Raw genomic sequence first — 15,877 nt, 5'->3', positions numbered from 1 at the left:
ATGACCGCGCTCGCGGGACGACCCAAAACCGGCTTAGACGCCAATGCTATGATTGTCGGCGGCATTCTGCTGCTGGGCGCGCTCTGGTCGCTGTTTGCAGCGGCCAATGGCGCAGACGCCAATATGAGGATTCACGCCTGGGTGATCGGGCTCGGCTTCGTGCTGGGCCTGTTCGGCATGATCGGCGTGTATTCAGGGGGCGGGGTCGAACGCGACCCGGCCCAGTATAACGAGACCATCGTCAAGTACGGCGTGATCGCGTCCATGTTCTGGGCGATTGCGGGTCTTCTGGTCGGCGTGATCATCGCCTGCCAGCTGGCCTGGCCTGCACTTCTGTCCTGGGATGCGCTGCCGCAGCTGAACTTCGGTCGCCTGCGCCCGGTGCACACCAGCGCCGTGATCTTCGCGTTCGGCGGCAACGTGCTGATCGCCACCAGCTTCTATGTGGTCCAGCGCACCACCCGCGCCCGCCTCGCCGGCGGCGTATGGCCCTGGTTCGTGTTCTGGGGCTATCAGCTGTTCATCGTGGTCGCGGCCACGGGCTATCTGCTGGGCATCACCCAGTCGAAAGAATACGCCGAGCCGGAATGGTATGCCGACCTGTGGCTGACCATTGTCTGGGTGGCGTATCTGCTGGTCTTCCTGGGCACGCTGGCCAAGCGCAAAGAGCCGCACATCTATGTGGCGAACTGGTTCTACCTGGCCTTCATCGTGACCATCGCGCTGCTGCACGTGGTCAACAACCTGGCCATGCCGGTCTCCTTCCTGGGGTCTCGCTCCTACGCCGCCTTCTCGGGCGTGCAAGACGCCCTGACCCAGTGGTGGTACGGGCACAACGCCGTAGGCTTCTTCCTGACCGCCGGCTTCCTGGCGATCATGTACTACTTCATCCCCAAACGGGCTGAGCGGCCGGTCTATTCCTACCGCTTGTCGATCATCCACTTCTGGGCGCTGATCTTCATCTACATCTGGGCCGGTCCCCACCACCTGCACTACACGGCTCTGCCGGAATGGGCGCAGACGCTGGGCATGACCTTCTCGATCATGCTGTGGATGCCGTCCTGGGGCGGGATGATCAACGGCCTGATGACCCTGTCCGGGGCCTGGGACAAGCTGCGCACCGACCCGGTGATCCGCATGCTGGTCGTCTCGGTCGCCTTCTACGGCATGTCGACCTTTGAAGGCCCGGTCATGTCGGTCCGCGCCGTGAACTCGCTGTCGCACTACACCGACTGGACCATTGGCCACGTGCACTCCGGCGCTCTGGGCTGGGTGGGCTTCATCTCCTTCGGCGCGATCTACTGCCTGGTTCCCTGGCTGTGGAAGCGCAAGGGCATGTTCTCCCGCGCCCTGATCGAATGGCACTTCTGGATCGCGACCCTGGGCATCCTGCTCTACATCACCTCCATGTGGGTGTCGGGCATCATGCAAGGTCTGATGTGGCGGTCCTACGACTCGCTGGGCTTCCTGGAATACTCCTTCGTCCAGACGGTCGAGGCCATGCATCCCTCTTACATCATCCGCGCTCTGGGCGGCCTGATGTACCTCACTGGCGCGCTTCTGATGGCCTATAACGTCTACCGGACCATCAAGGGCGACGTCGCCGATACCGAGGACGCGGTGAACCCGCAGTCCGCCGCTATCCAACCGGCCGAATAGGGAGGCGGATATGGCGAAAAAACAAAATCCGATCTGGGGCTGGCACAAGAAGGTTCTCGAGCAGAACTCGCTGGTGCTGACCGTGGGCGTGCTGGCTGTCGTCTCCATCGGCGGCCTGGTGGAGATCGCACCGCTCTTCTATCTCGATGAAACCATCGAGGAAGTGGAAGGCGTGCGGCCCTACTCCCCGCTCGCGCTGATGGGCCGTGACATCTACATCCGGGAAGGCTGCTATAACTGCCACTCCCAGATGGTCCGCCCGCTGCGTGACGAGGTGGAGCGCTATGGCCACTACTCGCTGGCGGCCGAGAGCATGTACGACCACCCCTTCCAGTGGGGCTCCAAACGCACCGGGCCGGATCTGGCCCGGGTGGGCAACAAGTACTCGGACGAGTGGCACCGCGACCACATGCGTGATCCGCGCTCTGTGGTGCCTGAATCCATCATGCCTCCCTATGCGTTCCTGGAGACCACGGCGCTTGAGACCGAAGTGGTTGAAGGCCGCCTGCGGGCCCTGCGCCGGCTGGGCGTGCCCTATACCGACGAGATGATCGAGAACGCGACTTCTGACCTTGAAGCCCAGCTCGATCCGTATTCGGCCAGCTATGACGCCTTCATCGCCCGCTATCCGGGCGCACCGATCCGCGAGTTTGACGGCAATCCGGAGATGATCTCCGAACTCGATGCCCTGATCGCGTATCTGCAGGTGCTCGGCACCATGGTGGACTTCTCCACCTATGAAGCCGACGCCGACGAGAACCTGAGGTAGGCCGCCATGTACGAGATGCTTTCAAGCTTCGCACAGACCTGGGGGCTGATCATGTTCGTCGCGATCTTCGCTGGCGTTCTGGTCTACGCCCTCTGGCCCAAGAACCAGGACAAGTTTGACGACGCCGCCCGCGTGCCGCTCGAAAACGACGCACGTCCGGCCGCCGCTTCGGCCACGGAGGACAATCATGGCTGACGAGCACAAGAAAGACGTCGACGCCTATAGCGGCGTGGACACCACGGGCCATGAATGGGATGGCATCAAGGAACTCGACAACCCGCTGCCGCGCTGGTGGGTGTGGGTGTTCTACGCCTCCATCGTCTGGTCGGTGATCTACTGGGTCTTCATGCCGGCCTGGCCCGCTTTGCCCGGCATGGACGGCCACACCCGCGGCCTGCGCGACCACTCCGAACGGGCCAATGTGGCCGCGGCGGTGGCCGAGCTCGAAGCCAGCCGCGCGCCCATGTTCACCCGTCTCACCGAGGCGGCGAATACGGGCGGCATCAGCGCCATCGAGGCGGATGCGGACCTTCTCAACTTCGCCCTCGCGGCGGGGTCCTCGGCCTTCGGCGACAACTGCGCCACCTGCCACGGTGCAGGCGGTCAGGGCGCTCTGGGCTATCCCAACCTCAACGACGATGTGTGGCTGTGGGGCGGTTCGTTCGACGAGATCCGTCACACCCTGCACGTGGGCGTTCGCTGGGAATCCAATGCCGACACCCGCTTCTCGCAAATGCCGTCCTACGGCCGCGATGAGCTTCTGAGCCGTGAAGAGATCTCGGCGGTCACCGATTATGTCATGACGCTGTCTGAGATGATCGAGCCGACCGAGGCCGGTCAGACCACGGGCGCTGAAATCTTCGAATTCCAGTGCTCGGCCTGCCATGGCGTTGACGGTCGGGGCGACCGCACGCAAGGCGCGCCGAACCTGACCGATCAGGAATGGCTCTATGGCGGCACGCGCGACCAGATCTACAACACCATCTGGCGTGGCCCCTACGGCATGATGCCGGCCTGGGAAGGGCGTCTTGATGAGGAAGTGATCACCGCACTCGCTGCTTACGTCTACCTGCTGGGCGGCGGTGAGAGCGCAACGATTACCGAAGCCAGTGCGGCCGACGTGATCAACGCCCAGGAGGCGGGGCGCTAGGAGCCCCGCCCGCAAGGGCCCTGACTATCAAGCGCCATCTGGTTCTCTGGGGCGAGCCAGATGGCGCATTTGTCTGACACCACGGCCGGAGGCCGGAGAAGACTATGAATCTGATCAAAAATCGTCCCGAAGCTCGGGAACAGGCTGCCGACGGCGTTGAACGCCATGATGCAGTCGCGGTGAACGCCGCCCACTCGCGCGAGCTCTATAAAAAACGCGAACCCATCCATCCCAAGCTGGTCCACGGTAAATTCCGTCTGGGCAAATGGGTCTTCATGGCCCTGGCGCTGGGCGTCTACTACATCCTGCCCTTCCTGCGCTGGGACCGCGGTCCGGGCGCGCCGGACCAGGCGGTGCTCGTGGATTTCGCCAATGCCCGCTTCTACTTCTTCTTCATCGAGATCTGGCCTCAGGAAGTCTATTACATCACCGGACTTTTGATCGTATCCGCGCTGGCGCTGTTCCTTGTGACCTCGCTCTTCGGCCGGGTCTGGTGCGGCTATGCCTGCCCGCAAACGGTCTGGACCGATCTTTTCATCGCCGTCGAGCGCATGTTCGAAGGCGACCGCAACAAGCGCATCATGCTCGACCGCGCGCCCTGGAGCCTGGACAAGGCGTGGCGCAAGATCGGCAAGCACGCCGTCTGGCTGTTGATCGCAGCAGCCACGGGCGGCGCCTGGATCCTGTATTTCCACGACGCCTTTCAGGTCGTGAATAATTTCGTCACCGGCCAGGCCGCGCTGACGAGCTACATCTTCTTTGGCGTTCTGACCTTCACCACCTACACGCTGGCCGGCACCATGCGCGAGCAGGTCTGCACCTATATGTGCCCCTGGCCGCGCATTCAGGGCGCGCTGATCGACAAGGAAGCGCTGAGCGTGACCTACAAGGTCGATCGCGGCGAGCCGCGCGGCCGTCACAAGAAAGGTGAAAGCTGGGAAGGCCGCGGCGACTGCATCGACTGCAAGGCCTGCGTCGCCGCCTGCCCGATGGGCATCGACATCCGCGATGGCGACCAGCTCGAATGCATCAACTGCGCGCTGTGCATCGACGCCTGCGACGACATCATGGCCAAGATCGGTCGCCCCAAAGGGCTGATCGCCTATGACAGCCAGGACAATGTCGAGCGCCGGGCGAAAGACCTCAAACCTCGCTACCGTTTCCTGCGTCCGCGCACCATTCTTTACGCCGTGCTGATCGTTGCGGTCGGCGGGCTGATGCTGTTCAGCCTCGCGAACCGATCGGTGCTCGATGTGAACGCCTATCGGGATCGCAGCCCCAACTATGTGCGGCTGTCTGACGGGTCCGTGCGCAATGGCTATACGCTCACCGTCCTGAACAAGACCGGCGAGCCACGCACCTATGAACTGACGATCGAGGGCGATCCCGCCATGGAAGTCCGCGTGCTGGGCGCAGATGAGACATCTCGTCAGCTTGCAGTCGACGCCGACCAGACGCAGGATTTCCGGGTGTTTGTCACCTTGCCGCGTGAGGCGGTGGATGCGCCGTCCGAACCGCTGAGCTTCATCATCACTGATGCTGAAACCGGCGAGACCGCGCAGACCCGCTCCGCCTTCCAGACCGGAGAGATCCGATGACCGACTATACCGCGCCCGAGGGCTCTTCCGGTTTCCGCATCAAGGGCTGGCACGTGCTGGCCGGGATGATCATGTTCTTCGCCACGATCATCGCGGTGAACGCGGTTTTCATCTCGCTGGCGGTGAAATCCTTCCCCGGAGAGGATCAGCGCCGCTCCTATGTGCAGGGGCTGGAATACAATGACGTCATAGCCCAGCGGCGCGCCCAGGCGGCGCTCGGCTGGAGTGCGGCGGTCAATCTGGCCGATGACCGGGTTCTGATCCGCGTCACCGATGCGGACGACCAGCCGGTGATGGGCCTTGAACTGACCGGCGCCCTGCGTCATCCGGCCAATACCGATCTCGATCACGCCCTGACCTTCAATGAAGCGCGTCCGGGCGTGTACTCCGCCCCGGTCGAGAACGTCACCGAAGGCGGCTGGACCCTGCATGCCGAAGCTGTGGACGCGGACGCTCCGTTCGTGCTGGAGCGCGAGTTGTGGCGTCAGTAGAGCCCGCTTTCGGCCCTGAAACAGCGCAGGCGGGTTCGCCCGCCCGCGCGACCGGGGACGAAATCACCGCCTTTGTGCGCGAGACCGAAGACAGCAAGGCGATCGACCTTGCCGTCGAAGGCGCTCATTGCGCCGCCTGTATCGTCAAGATCGAGGATGGGCTGCAAAAGCTCGACGGCGTCAAACGCGCACGCCTGAACCTGTCCACCGGGCGACTGGCGGTAAAGTTCACCGGACCTGATGCGCGGGCCGAAGAGATTGTCGGGCGGCTGGAACATCTGGGTTATCGCGCCCGGCCCTATCAGCCTGAAACCGCAGACGATCCAAAATCGGATGAAGAAAAGCGCCTGTTGCGCGCTCTGGGCGTGGCGGGTTTTGCGTCCGCCAATGTGATGCTGCTGTCGATCTCGGTCTGGGCTGGCGAAGGCGAGATGAGTCTCGCCACCATCACCCTGATGCACTGGATTTCCGGGCTGATCGCCCTGCCCGCCGTCGCCTATGCCGGTTGGCCCTTCTTCAAGAATGCGATCACCGGCGTGCGCACCCGCAATGTGAACATGGATCTGCCGATCTCGCTGGCGGTGCTCCTGGCGTGCGGCCTGTCGATCTATGAAACGGCTCTGGGTCATGGCGCGGCGTATTTCGATGCCGCGATCATGCTCCTCTTCTTCCTTCTGATCGGACGCTTTCTGGATGTACGTCTGCGCGCCCGCGCCGGTCAGGCGGCCCGCGATCTTGCCGCGCTGCAAGCGCGCATCGCTCACCGGATCGAGCCCGACGGCGCAATCAGGGCGATCCCGGCCCGCGATGTGAAACCGGGCGATCTGCTACGCATCGCACCGGGCGACCGCATGCCCGTAGATGGCGTGATCACCGAAGGCCGCGGCGAGCTCGACGCGGCTCTGGTCACCGGCGAAACCCAGCCGCAAATGCTGGAGCCGGGCGGTACGGTCTATTCGGGCATGATCAATCTCAACGCGCCTTTGACCGTGAAGGCCACCGCCGCGCGCGACGATTCCCTGCTGGCGGAAATCGCGCGTCTTGTGGAAGCGGGCGAACAGGGCCGCTCGCGCTATGTGCGCTATGCCGACAAGGCCGCCCGCGCCTATGTGCCAGGCGTCTTCATCATGGCGTTTGTCACGCTGATCGGCTGGCTCGCCTTTACCGGCAATGTCCACGACGCTGTGATGAACGCCATCGCGGTGCTGATCATCACTTGCCCCTGCGCGCTGGCGCTGGTGGTGCCCGCCGTTCAGGTGGTGGCGTCCGGCCGGCTCTATGGCGAGGGCGTGCTGGTGAAATCGGGTGACGCGCTGGAACGGCTCGCTGAAGCCAAATCTGTGGTCTTTGACAAGACCGGCACGCTGACGCTGGGCCGTCCGACCCTGATCAACCGCGATGACATCTCTCCCCGGACGCTCAATTTCGCCGCCCGTCTGGCGCGCGGCTCGCGCCATCCGATCTCGCGCGCCATCGCAGACGCTGCGGGCCCCGGCCCGCTGGCCGATGACCTTCAGGAAATCGCAGGCGGCGGCCTGACCGGCACCGCCGAGGGCGCCGTGATCCAGTTTGGTTCGGCGAGCTGGCTTGGCCTTGAAAAACAGGGCCAAGACCCTGACCCTTCGGTTCTGGAGGCTTGGCTGCTGGTTGAGGGCGAAACGCCCGTGCGCTTTGTCTTTTCAGATGGATTGCGCGCGGATGCGCCCGAGGCCGTCACCGGGCTCAAGGCGCAGGGCCTGCCCGTCGAGCTTCTGTCGGGCGACCGCGAAGCGCCCGTCGCCGCTTCAGCGCATGCGCTAGGCCTTGATCGCTACCAGTCCGGCCTGAAACCCCAGGACAAGATCGCGCGCATCAACGCGATGAACGCGGCGGGCGAGGCCCCGATCATGGTGGGCGACGGCATCAATGACGCCCCGGCCCTCGCCTCCGCCCATGTGTCCATCTCCATGGGCTCGGCGGCGGACATTTCGCGGTCTGCAGCCGATCTTGTTATCCAGGGCGACCGGCTGGCGGCCTTGCCGCGCGCGGTCGAAATCGCCCGGGCCGCGAAGGCGCGGATGATGGAGAATTTCGCCCTCGCCAATCTCTATAACGTCATCGCCGTGCCGCTGGCGGTGTTTGGTCTGGTCACGCCGCTCGTGGCCGCCATCGCCATGTCCGCCAGCTCGCTTGTGGTGATGGCCAACGCATTGAGGCTCTGGCGCGCATGACCGCTCTTCTCTGGCTGATCCCCGCCGCCCTAGTGCTCGGCGCCATGGGCCTTCTGGGCTTCTTCTGGGCGATGAAGTCGGGTCAGTATGACGATCTCGACGGCGCCGCCGAGCGCATCCTCATTGATGATGACGGCCCCATCGTGGATGATGAGGACGAGCGCTAGTTCATAAAACACTGAAGCCCCGGCCGGGGAGCCGGGGCCTCTATCAGGGAAAGGCGCAGTATTCTGAACGAGATCCCGGGTTTTCGCTCTCGCTCGCCCGGAATTTCAGCTCTGGATCAGGCGTGGTTCTTGTCCGCCAGTGCGGCTTCGACTTCCTTGGCGCTCGGTTTCGGGCGCGGGTTGAAATCCTTGTAGGCGCGCCAGCTGGCATGAGCGATCAGCGGGAAGGTGATGGCGATGCCGATCCCGAACAGCGCCAGGCCCGCCCCGGTCGCAAAGGCGATCAGCCAGGCCCAGACGAGCATCACTTCGGGTTGGTCTTTCACCGCCTTGATGGAGGCGACAACAGCGGTCACCGCGTCCACATCCTGATCCACCATCATGGGGAAGGAGAGCGCGGAGACCATGAACGCCACCAGCGCCAGCGCCGCGCCCACCAGAGTACCGATCATCATCAGCATCACGCCCTGCACATCGGTGAACAGGAAAGGCAGGAAGCTGCCGAGGCGGAAGTCGGCGTCATTGGTGAAGAGCGCAAACATCATCTGCGCGAGCCGGGCCCAGGTCAGGAAGAAGACCAGCATCAGAACGCTGAGAAGAGCGAGCTGGGTGAAACGGCCCGCCGGAATGGACCAGAAATCCCAAAGTCCCGGCGCTTTGCCGTGATCGCGCATCTGGCTGATCCGGTAGATGCCGATCGCCGAGGCCGGCGCCACAAGCGCAAACCCGCCCATCATCACCGGCACGATCGCGCCCTGACCGAGCATCCACAGGCCCACGGTGATCATGAGACCGATCACGGTGAACACGACGCCGTAACCGATGGACAGCAAGGGCGCGGCGCGCATGTCGTCAATCGCGCCCTTGATCCAGGTCCAGGGTGCATCGCGACGGACTTTTTCCAGCGTAACCATGCGAACTCCTCCCTATATTTTTTATGTGTATTCCTGACTGTGATCCTATTTCCAGCCCCTGACAAGACAGCCGCAAGTCGTATCCGCCCCCGCAGCCAGATGGACAGAGGCTGAAAACTCTGGAAGTCTGCCGCAAAAGCCGGAGTGAACAGCGTTCACATCAAAACCGGCAATAATCTCAGGGGGAGAGCATGACCCGTCATCTCGAATTCAAGGGCCGTACCGCCGTCATCACTGGCGCAGGCAGCGGCATTGGCGCAGCGCTCGCGGCGGCCCTGGCGGCGCGAGGCGCGAACCTGGCGCTCGCCGACATCAATGAAGCGCGACTTGAAGAGGTCGCCAACGCTCTCAAAAGCAATGAAATCAAGGTGACGACCCATAAGGTCGATGTCGCCGACAAGAGCCAGATCGAGGCGTTCGCTCAGGCGGTCGAGAAAGAGCATGGCGCTGTGCATGGCCTGTTCAACAATGCCGGCGTCGCGCTCGGCGGGACCTTTGACCGGGTCACCGACGATGATTTCGAGTGGCTGATCAATATCAACTTCTATGGCGTGGTGCGCATGACGCGCGCTTTCATGCCGCTTCTCAAACAGGCCGACACCGCCCAGCTGGTCAATGTCTCCTCGATCTTCGGCATTGTCGCCCCGGCGGGCCAGACGGCCTATTCCTCGGCCAAGTTCGCGGTGCGCGGCTTCTCGAACGCCCTGATGCACGAGCTTGAAGGCACGTCCATCGGGGTAACGACCATCCATCCCGGCGGGGTGAACACCAAGATCGCCGAGGACGCGAAAAAGCCCGCCGACATGACCGAGGCCGAGCTCAAGGCGGTGAAGAAAATGGCCAAGGAAGGCCTGGTGATGCCGCCGCCTGAAGCGGCCGAGATCATCCTTCGCGGCGTAGAACGTCGCCTGCCGCGCGTACTCGTGGGCAAGGACGCCCACACGCTCGCCATTCTGGAGCGGATATTCCCGATCCGGTACTGGGATTTCATCAAGAAGCGGGCCAGCCGGCGCAAGGCCGACTGACCCTCGCGCCTCTATTCGGCGGCGGCTGAGGCCGCCGTCTTCCCGATCTGCCGCAGCACGGCGTCTGCAAACTGCGACCCGCTGGCCGTGCCGCCGAGATCCGCCGTGCGGTTCTCATGCAGCAGCGCGGCTTCCAGCGCCGCTTCCAGACGATCCGCCGCCTTGGGCTGGTTCAGCCCATAGCGCAGCAGCATGGCCGCGCTGGCGATGCCGCCGGAGGGGTTGGCCTTGTCCTGCCCCGCAATATCGGGCGCGCTGCCATGGATGGGTTCAAACAGACCTGGTCCGGACGCGCCGAGGCTGGCGGAGCCCAGAAGCCCGATCGAGCCCGCCACCACAGCGGCCTCGTCAGACAGGATGTCGCCAAACAGATTCTCGGTGACGATGACGTCAAACCGGGTCGGCCCGGTGACCAGCGCCATGGCGGCCGCGTCCACATAAAGATGATCCACCGCCACATCAGGATAGTCCGACGCCAAGGCATTCACCGTCTTGCGCCAGAGGCGTGAGGTGGCGAGCACATTGGCCTTGTCCACGCTCGTCAGCTTGCCCTTGCGGCCCTGAGCGGCCTTGAAACCGATCTCGGCGATGCGGCTGACTTCGGCGCGCGAATAGGAACAGCCGTCAAAGGCCTCGTCATCGCCCTCGCGCTTCTCGCCGAAATACATCCCGCCCGTCAGCTCGCGCACGATCAGCACATCCGCGCCCGCAACCCGGTCTTCCTTGAGCGGCGAGAGATGCTCAAGCCCCTTGAAGACCTTGACCGGGCGCAGATTGGCGTAAAGCCCCAGCGCCTTGCGCAGGCCCAGAAGCCCCTGCTCGGGCCGCTTCGCGCCGCCATCCCATTGCGGCCCGCCCACGGCGCCCAGAAAGATCGCATCAGCCGCCTGCGCCGCTTTCAGGGTCTCTTCCGGCAAAGGCTCGCCGCACGCATCAATCCCCGCTCCGCCGAACGGGGCTTCGGAAAACGTGAACTCCAACCCTTCCAGCGCCGCCACCGCCTCAAGACAGGCCTTCGCCGCTTTGGCGACTTCCGGGCCGATGCCGTCTCCGGGCAGGATCAGGATGGACTGGCTCATGCGGCATTCTCCTGCTCGAATTGAGCAATCGCGTCAGACTGGTTGAGGATATAGCCCAGCGGGTCCACGCCCTCGATCAGGCAGGTGCGGGCGAAGGGGTCGAGCTTGAAACTCGCGGTGATATTGCCCGCCGTCACGGTCTGGCTCACCACGTCCACGGTCACATCGAGGTCCTCGCGGTCGAGCAAGGCCGCATGAGCCGCCTCGTCGATCTCACACACCACGAGACCGTTCTTGAGCGCATTGGACTTGAAGATGTCCGCCGCACGCGAGGTGATGACAGCTTCAACGCCAAAATCGCGCAGCGCCCAGGGGGCATGCTCACGCGAGGAGCCACAGCCGAAATTATCGCCCGCGATCAGGATGCGTTGCTCATCCCGGTTCACCTGATTGAGCGGGTGATCGGTCGGCTCGCCCTCCGGGGTGAAGCGCCAGTCATGAAAACAGGCGTCCGCCAGCGCGCCGCGCTCGGTTGTGGTCAGAAAGCGCGCCGGGATAATCTGGTCGGTGTCCACATTGGCGTCGCGGATCACGAAGCTGCGCGCGGTGACGGTCTTGATGGGCTCATTGAGCATGGGACGCCTCCAGAATGCGACGCGGATCCGCAATGGCGCCCGCAATGGCGGATGCCGCAGCGGTCGCCGGGCTCGCCAGAATGGTGCGCACGCCCCGGCCCTGACGACCGGCGAAATTGCGATTGGATGTCGAGACGATGCGTTCGCCGGTGCGTCCGCTATCGCCGTTCATGGCGATGCACATGGAACAGCCCGGCTCGCGCCATTCCGCACCCGCGGTGCGGAAGATGGCGTCCAGTCCTTCAGCCTCGGCCTGACGTTTCACCTCTTCAGAGCCCGGCACGACCAGCATGCGCACGCCCGGTTTGACGTGGCGTCCGGCGATCACGGCAGCGGCTTCGCGCAGGTCGGACAGGCGCGCATTGGTGCACGAGCCTACAAACACCGCGTCGATGGTTTCACCCATGAGCGCCTCGCCCGCCTTGAAGCCCATGTAATTGAGCGCATCAGCGGCGGGGCCTTCGGGCGCGCGCGGCACGGAGGCGTCAATCGGGGCGGCCATATCCGGGCTGTCGCCCCAGGTGACCATGGGCGCCAGTTTCGAGCCATCCAGACGCACTTCCGCATCGAACCTGGCGTCCGGATCGGTCTTGAGTTTCGACCAGCGCGCTTTCGCCGCTTCCCAGGCCGCGCCCTTGGGTGCGTGCTTGCGACCATCCAGCCACGCAAAGGTCGTGGCGTCGGGAGCGATCATGCCCGCCCGGGCGCCCGCCTCGATGGACATGTTGCAGACGGTCATCCGCTCTTCCATCGACAGGGCTTCAATCGCTTCGCCCGCATATTCGATCACATGGCCGGAAGCGCCGCCTGCGCCCAGCTCGGCGATGATGGCGAGGATCAGGTCCTTGCCGCCCACGCCATGGGGCAGACGACCATCCACGGTGACGCGCATGGTCTTGGGTTTGGATTGCAGCAGAGATTGCGTCGCCAGCACATGGCCGACTTCGGTGGTGCCGATGCCGAAGGCCAGAGCGCCAAACGCGCCATGGGTCGAGGTATGGCTGTCGCCGCAGACAATGGTCATGCCCGGCTGGGTCAGGCCCAGCTCCGGCCCGATGACATGGACAATGCCGCGGTCGGGGCTGTCCCATCCCGCCAGACGGATGCCATGACGGCGGCAATTGTCTTCCAGCGTCTCGACCTGCTTTTTCGCCGCCGCATTGATGTAGATCGGTTTGGACCCCGGCGCACGCGGCGTGGTGGGCGTGGAATGATCCAGCGTGCCATAAACGCGATCGGGCCTGCGGACCTTCAGACCGCGCGCTTCGAGCGCGGTGAAGGCCTGCGGGCTCGTCACCTCGTGGATGAGGTGCAGGTCGATATAGATCAGCGCCGGAGCCGCTTCGGTCTCAGGCTGAATGAGATGGGTGTCCCAGACCTTTTCAAACAGGGTTTTGGGGGTCGTCTCAGACGGCGACGGCGTTGTCATGTCCTGTCTCCTGGGCTTGGGGGTTTACGGGCTCCAGCCAGCCCCAGTCATCCTGGGTGCGGCCTTCAAACAGACCAAAGAAGCGATCCATGATCAGACGCGTGACCGGCCCGGCGCCGGCGGCGCGGGTGGTCTTGTCATCGATGGAGCGGATCGGGGTGACTTCAGCGGCGGTGCCGGTGAAGAAGGCCTCGTCGCACAGATAGAGCATCTCGCGCGGCAGGGTCTGTTCGATCACTTCCAGACCTTCGCGCTTGGCCAGACGGATCACGCTGTCGCGGGTGATGCCCTGCAGGATCGAGGAACTGGCGGGCGGCGTCATCAGCTTGCCGTCCTTGACCACGAACAGGTTCTCGCCCGCGCCTTCGGACAGGCGGCCATCCACATCGAGACCAATGCCTTCGGCATAGCCGCGGGACTTGGCTTCCCGGCTGATCAGATAGCTCGACAGATAATTGCCGCCGGCCTTGGCCGCGGTCGGCGCGGTGTTCGGCGCCATGCGGTTCCAGCTCGACACGCACACATCCACGCCCTTGGTCCGGGCATCCTCGCCCAGATAGGCGCCCCAGGGGAAGGCCGCGATATAGGTCTCGATCGGGGTTTCCTTGGCGGGAACAACGCCGATGGAGCCATAGCCAATGAAGCTGACCGGACGCAGATAGGCCGACCCCAGCTTGTTCTCGCGCAGGACCTGCTTGCACGCCTCCGCCAGCTCGGCGGCGGAATAGGGCAGCTCGACCGAATAGATCCGTGCGGAATCGATCAGGCGCTTGACGTGATCGGTCAGACGGAAAACGGCCGGCCCCGCCGGCGTGTCATAGCTTCGGATGCCTTCAAAGAAGGACGTGCCGTAGTGCAGCGCGTGCGACAGCACGTGAACCTGCGCATCCGCCCACGGAATAAGCGCGCCATTGCGCCAGATGTATTCGACTTGATTGATAGCCATTGGTGTTCGTCCTCTAGGCGGCGTGGGCGTCGGCCTTGCGGCGTCGTCGGACGGCGCAGGCATTGTTGAGCGCGTCGATATAGGCGGAGACGCATGCGGGAATGATGTCGCGGGCGCGGGCGCGGCCAGAGAAGACCTCTCCGTCCACGCTGGCTTTCAGGTCGACCAGAACGTCTGCGCCCTGGCCGTCATCGCCCGTATCGTTGGGATCAGCGGCGACATACTGCATGTCGATGTCCTCGACCCGGGCGGGGGTTTCCATGATCTGGCTGACGGCGCGATAGGCCGCATCCAGCGCGCCGGGCGCGGTGGCGATATCGGTCACCTGGCCGCGATGGCCATGTTCCATCTCGATCCGGGCGACCGGATGATCCTTGGGCGAGAGGGGCGCGCGAATATCAATGCGCTTGAGGGTCCACAATTCAGCCTCTCCTTGTGCGCCGCTTTCAAGGCGCTCCAGCAGGGCTGACAATTGCCCTGAATCCACCAGTCCGATTTCGTCCGCGAGCGTCTTGAACGCCTCGAAGGCGGCCTGCATGCGCTCGCCTTCCAGCGTCCAGCCCAGCTGCTTGGCGCGGGCGGCCAGGGCGTGCTTGCCCGAGTGTTTGCCCAGAATGATCTGGTTGGAGCTCAGCCCCACATCCTCGGGCTTCATGATCTCGTAGGTCTCCCGGTTCGCCAGCACGCCATGCTGGTGAATGCCGGATTCGTGGGCGAAAGCGTTCGCCCCCACGATCGCCTTGTTGCGCGGCGGGTGGGTGTTGGTCGCTTTGCTCAGCGCACGGCTGGCCGCCATGATCTGACGGGTGTCGATATTGGTCGTCAGGTTGAACACGTCGCGGCGGGTGCGGATCGCCATGACAGCGTCCTCCAGCGCGCAATTGCCCGCCCGTTCGCCAATGCCGTTGACCGTGCATTCGATCTGACGCGCCCCGCCGCGCACGGCGGCCAGGGAGTTGGCGACCGCCATGCCCAGATCGTCATGGCAATGCGCGGAAAAGACCACGTCTTCAGCCCTGGAGACCTTGTCGCTGAGATGCTTGAACAGCTGATAGATCTCGTCCGGCGTCGAATAGCCGACTGTGTCGGGCACGTTCAGCGTCTTCGCACCTGATTCAGCCGCGATGGAGAGCGCTTCGACCAGGAAGCCCCGCTCGGTGCGGATGGCGTCCTCGGCGGAGAACTCCACATCGTCGAAATGCTCGCGCGCCAGCTCGGTCATCTCCTTGATGCGGGTCAGCACCTCGTCCGGGGTCATTTTCAGCTTGAACTCGCGATGCAGCGGGCTCGTCCCCAGAAAGATGTGCAGGCGCTTGTTGGGCGCGTCCTTCAGGGCGCGCGCAGCAGCGTCGATATCGCCCGGCGTGGTGCGCGCCAGCGAGCAGATGGCGGGGCCTTCGATCTCTTGTGCAATGCGCTCCACGGCCCGGAAATCGCCCGGGCTGGCGGCGGCGAAACCGGCTTCGATCACGTCCACCTTCAACGCCTGCAGGGCGCGCGCAACGCTCAGCTTGCCGGCTTCGGACATGGAAAAGCCCGGCGCCTGCTCGCCATCACGCAAGGTGGTGTCGAAAATCCTGATCTGTGCGGGCTTGCTCATGACGCCGCCTCATAGGCCGGAGCCATCGAAGCCGAACGCACCGCGTTGACCCCGTAGACCTTGGCGATCTGGGCGCACAGCGTGCTCATCTTGCGGCCCGCATCACGCGGCTGGACGGTCAGGCCCATGCGCGCATCAGACTGGGCGCTCATCTGAGGCAGGTCTACGCCGCGCACTTCAAAGCCGCGACGTTCTACGAGCCCGATCAGACGCAGGATCGCGCCTTCACTGGGGCGGAATTCGATCTCGATCCGGTCTGTCATGG

16 protein-coding genes are annotated in these 15,877 nt (G+C 64.0%); 9 read left to right on the top strand and 7 right to left on the bottom strand.

Annotation, left to right across the window (positions count from 1 at the left end):
* The 8 genes from ccoN (at position 1) to ccoS (ending at position 8,044) form a co-directional block, all read left to right on the top strand.
* On the top strand, positions 1 to 1,659 hold the full coding sequence (gene ccoN / locus ACFELO_RS01045; protein ID WP_440958725.1) for a cytochrome-c oxidase, cbb3-type subunit I: 1,659 nt from the start codon (positions 1 to 3) through the stop codon (positions 1,657 to 1,659).
* A gap of 10 nt (positions 1,660 to 1,669) precedes the next feature.
* Positions 1,670 to 2,428: a cytochrome-c oxidase, cbb3-type subunit II gene (ccoO, locus tag ACFELO_RS01040; RefSeq protein ID WP_440958724.1), complete on the top strand. Its 759-nt coding sequence runs from the start codon at positions 1,670 to 1,672 to the stop codon at positions 2,426 to 2,428.
* A 6-nt stretch (positions 2,429 to 2,434) separates the two neighbouring features.
* Positions 2,435 to 2,623 (top strand): cbb3-type cytochrome c oxidase subunit 3, encoded by a 189-nt coding sequence (locus tag ACFELO_RS01035; protein WP_440958723.1) that lies wholly within the window; start codon positions 2,435 to 2,437, stop codon positions 2,621 to 2,623.
* A complete protein-coding gene (ccoP, locus tag ACFELO_RS01030) occupies positions 2,616 to 3,578 on the top strand; it encodes a cytochrome-c oxidase, cbb3-type subunit III (RefSeq protein ID WP_440958722.1) in 963 nt (320 codons plus the stop codon). The genes ACFELO_RS01035 and ccoP overlap by 8 nt, the downstream gene beginning before the upstream one ends.
* A gap of 104 nt (positions 3,579 to 3,682) precedes the next feature.
* Positions 3,683 to 5,176: a cytochrome c oxidase accessory protein CcoG gene (gene ccoG / locus ACFELO_RS01025; RefSeq protein WP_440958721.1), complete on the top strand. Its 1,494-nt coding sequence runs from the start codon at positions 3,683 to 3,685 to the stop codon at positions 5,174 to 5,176.
* Positions 5,173 to 5,667, top strand: coding sequence for a FixH family protein (locus ACFELO_RS01020; RefSeq protein ID WP_440958720.1), 495 nt, complete (start codon positions 5,173 to 5,175; stop codon positions 5,665 to 5,667). The genes ccoG and ACFELO_RS01020 overlap by 4 nt, the downstream gene beginning before the upstream one ends.
* Positions 5,655 to 7,877, top strand: coding sequence for a heavy metal translocating P-type ATPase (locus tag ACFELO_RS01015; RefSeq protein WP_440958719.1), 2,223 nt, complete (start codon positions 5,655 to 5,657; stop codon positions 7,875 to 7,877). Before ACFELO_RS01020 ends, ACFELO_RS01015 begins: the two co-directional genes overlap by 13 nt.
* Positions 7,874 to 8,044 carry a cbb3-type cytochrome oxidase assembly protein CcoS gene (gene ccoS / locus ACFELO_RS01010; RefSeq protein ID WP_273020226.1) on the top strand — a complete coding sequence of 57 codons (171 nt, stop codon included), beginning with the start codon at positions 7,874 to 7,876 and terminating at the stop codon, positions 8,042 to 8,044. Before ACFELO_RS01015 ends, ccoS begins: the two co-directional genes overlap by 4 nt.
* Positions 8,045 to 8,160: 116 nt before the next feature.
* Here the strand turns inward: ccoS and ACFELO_RS01005 are convergent, their stop codons facing one another.
* Entirely contained in the window at positions 8,161 to 8,958 is a 798-nt protein-coding gene (locus ACFELO_RS01005; RefSeq protein WP_440958718.1) for a DUF2189 domain-containing protein, read from the bottom strand.
* Between the two features lie 191 nt (positions 8,959 to 9,149).
* Here ACFELO_RS01005 and ACFELO_RS01000 point away from each other — a divergent pair, with 191 nt between their 5' ends.
* Entirely contained in the window at positions 9,150 to 9,983 is an 834-nt protein-coding gene (locus tag ACFELO_RS01000) for an SDR family NAD(P)-dependent oxidoreductase (RefSeq protein ID WP_440958717.1), read from the top strand.
* 11 nt (positions 9,984 to 9,994) lie between these two features.
* On the opposite strand, the gene leuB is transcribed toward ACFELO_RS01000, so the two are convergent.
* The 6 genes from leuB to ACFELO_RS00970 are packed head-to-tail and all read right to left on the bottom strand — an operon-like array spanning position 9,995 to position 15,875.
* A complete protein-coding gene (gene leuB, locus ACFELO_RS00995; RefSeq protein ID WP_440958716.1) occupies positions 9,995 to 11,062 on the bottom strand; it encodes a 3-isopropylmalate dehydrogenase in 1,068 nt (355 codons plus the stop codon).
* Entirely contained in the window at positions 11,059 to 11,637 is a 579-nt protein-coding gene (gene leuD / locus ACFELO_RS00990) for a 3-isopropylmalate dehydratase small subunit (RefSeq protein WP_440958715.1), read from the bottom strand. The genes leuB and leuD overlap by 4 nt, the downstream gene beginning before the upstream one ends.
* The gene (gene leuC / locus ACFELO_RS00985; RefSeq protein WP_440958714.1) at positions 11,627 to 13,066 is read right to left on the bottom strand and encodes a 3-isopropylmalate dehydratase large subunit; all 1,440 of its coding nucleotides are present in this window, start codon (positions 13,064 to 13,066) and stop codon (positions 11,627 to 11,629) included. Before leuC ends, leuD begins: the two co-directional genes overlap by 11 nt.
* Positions 13,044 to 14,012, bottom strand: coding sequence for a branched-chain amino acid transaminase (locus tag ACFELO_RS00980; protein WP_440958713.1), 969 nt, complete (start codon positions 14,010 to 14,012; stop codon positions 13,044 to 13,046). The genes leuC and ACFELO_RS00980 overlap by 23 nt, the downstream gene beginning before the upstream one ends.
* Before the next feature lie 13 nt (positions 14,013 to 14,025).
* Positions 14,026 to 15,612: a 2-isopropylmalate synthase gene (locus ACFELO_RS00975; RefSeq protein WP_440958712.1), complete on the bottom strand. Its 1,587-nt coding sequence runs from the start codon at positions 15,610 to 15,612 to the stop codon at positions 14,026 to 14,028.
* The gene (locus ACFELO_RS00970; RefSeq protein ID WP_440958711.1) at positions 15,609 to 15,875 is read right to left on the bottom strand and encodes an ACT domain-containing protein; all 267 of its coding nucleotides are present in this window, start codon (positions 15,873 to 15,875) and stop codon (positions 15,609 to 15,611) included. Before ACFELO_RS00970 ends, ACFELO_RS00975 begins: the two co-directional genes overlap by 4 nt.
* Between the last annotated feature and the right edge of the window lie 2 nt (positions 15,876 to 15,877).

Origin of the sequence: Oceanicaulis sp. LC35 (assembly GCF_052055585.1) — a bacterium.
In the GTDB taxonomy this organism is placed as follows: domain Bacteria; phylum Pseudomonadota; class Alphaproteobacteria; order Caulobacterales; family Maricaulaceae; genus Oceanicaulis.
This window is presented reverse-complemented; position numbering and strand designations above follow the sequence as displayed.

Excerpts from the sequence above, each read along its gene's own strand:
- ccoN (WP_440958725.1), top strand. The coding sequence starts at position 1 with ATGACCGCGCTCGCGGGACGACCCAAAACCGGCTTAGACGCCAATGCT.
- ccoO (WP_440958724.1), top strand. The coding sequence starts at position 1,670 with ATGGCGAAAAAACAAAATCCGATCTGGGGCTGGCACAAGAAGGTTCTC.
- ACFELO_RS01035 (WP_440958723.1), top strand. The coding sequence starts at position 2,435 with ATGTACGAGATGCTTTCAAGCTTCGCACAGACCTGGGGGCTGATCATG.
- ccoP (WP_440958722.1), top strand. The coding sequence starts at position 2,616 with ATGGCTGACGAGCACAAGAAAGACGTCGACGCCTATAGCGGCGTGGAC.
- ccoG (WP_440958721.1), top strand. The coding sequence starts at position 3,683 with ATGAATCTGATCAAAAATCGTCCCGAAGCTCGGGAACAGGCTGCCGAC.
- ACFELO_RS01020 (WP_440958720.1), top strand. The coding sequence starts at position 5,173 with ATGACCGACTATACCGCGCCCGAGGGCTCTTCCGGTTTCCGCATCAAG.
- ccoS (WP_273020226.1), top strand. The coding sequence starts at position 7,874 with ATGACCGCTCTTCTCTGGCTGATCCCCGCCGCCCTAGTGCTCGGCGCC.
- ACFELO_RS01005 (WP_440958718.1), bottom strand. The coding sequence starts at position 8,958 with ATGGTTACGCTGGAAAAAGTCCGTCGCGATGCACCCTGGACCTGGATC.
- ACFELO_RS01000 (WP_440958717.1), top strand. The coding sequence starts at position 9,150 with ATGACCCGTCATCTCGAATTCAAGGGCCGTACCGCCGTCATCACTGGC.
- leuB (WP_440958716.1), bottom strand. The coding sequence starts at position 11,062 with ATGAGCCAGTCCATCCTGATCCTGCCCGGAGACGGCATCGGCCCGGAA.
- leuD (WP_440958715.1), bottom strand. The coding sequence starts at position 11,637 with ATGCTCAATGAGCCCATCAAGACCGTCACCGCGCGCAGCTTCGTGATC.
- leuC (WP_440958714.1), bottom strand. The coding sequence starts at position 13,066 with ATGACAACGCCGTCGCCGTCTGAGACGACCCCCAAAACCCTGTTTGAA.
- ACFELO_RS00980 (WP_440958713.1), bottom strand. The coding sequence starts at position 14,012 with ATGGCTATCAATCAAGTCGAATACATCTGGCGCAATGGCGCGCTTATT.
- ACFELO_RS00975 (WP_440958712.1), bottom strand. The coding sequence starts at position 15,612 with ATGAGCAAGCCCGCACAGATCAGGATTTTCGACACCACCTTGCGTGAT.
- ACFELO_RS00970 (WP_440958711.1), bottom strand. The coding sequence starts at position 15,875 with ATGACAGACCGGATCGAGATCGAATTCCGCCCCAGTGAAGGCGCGATC.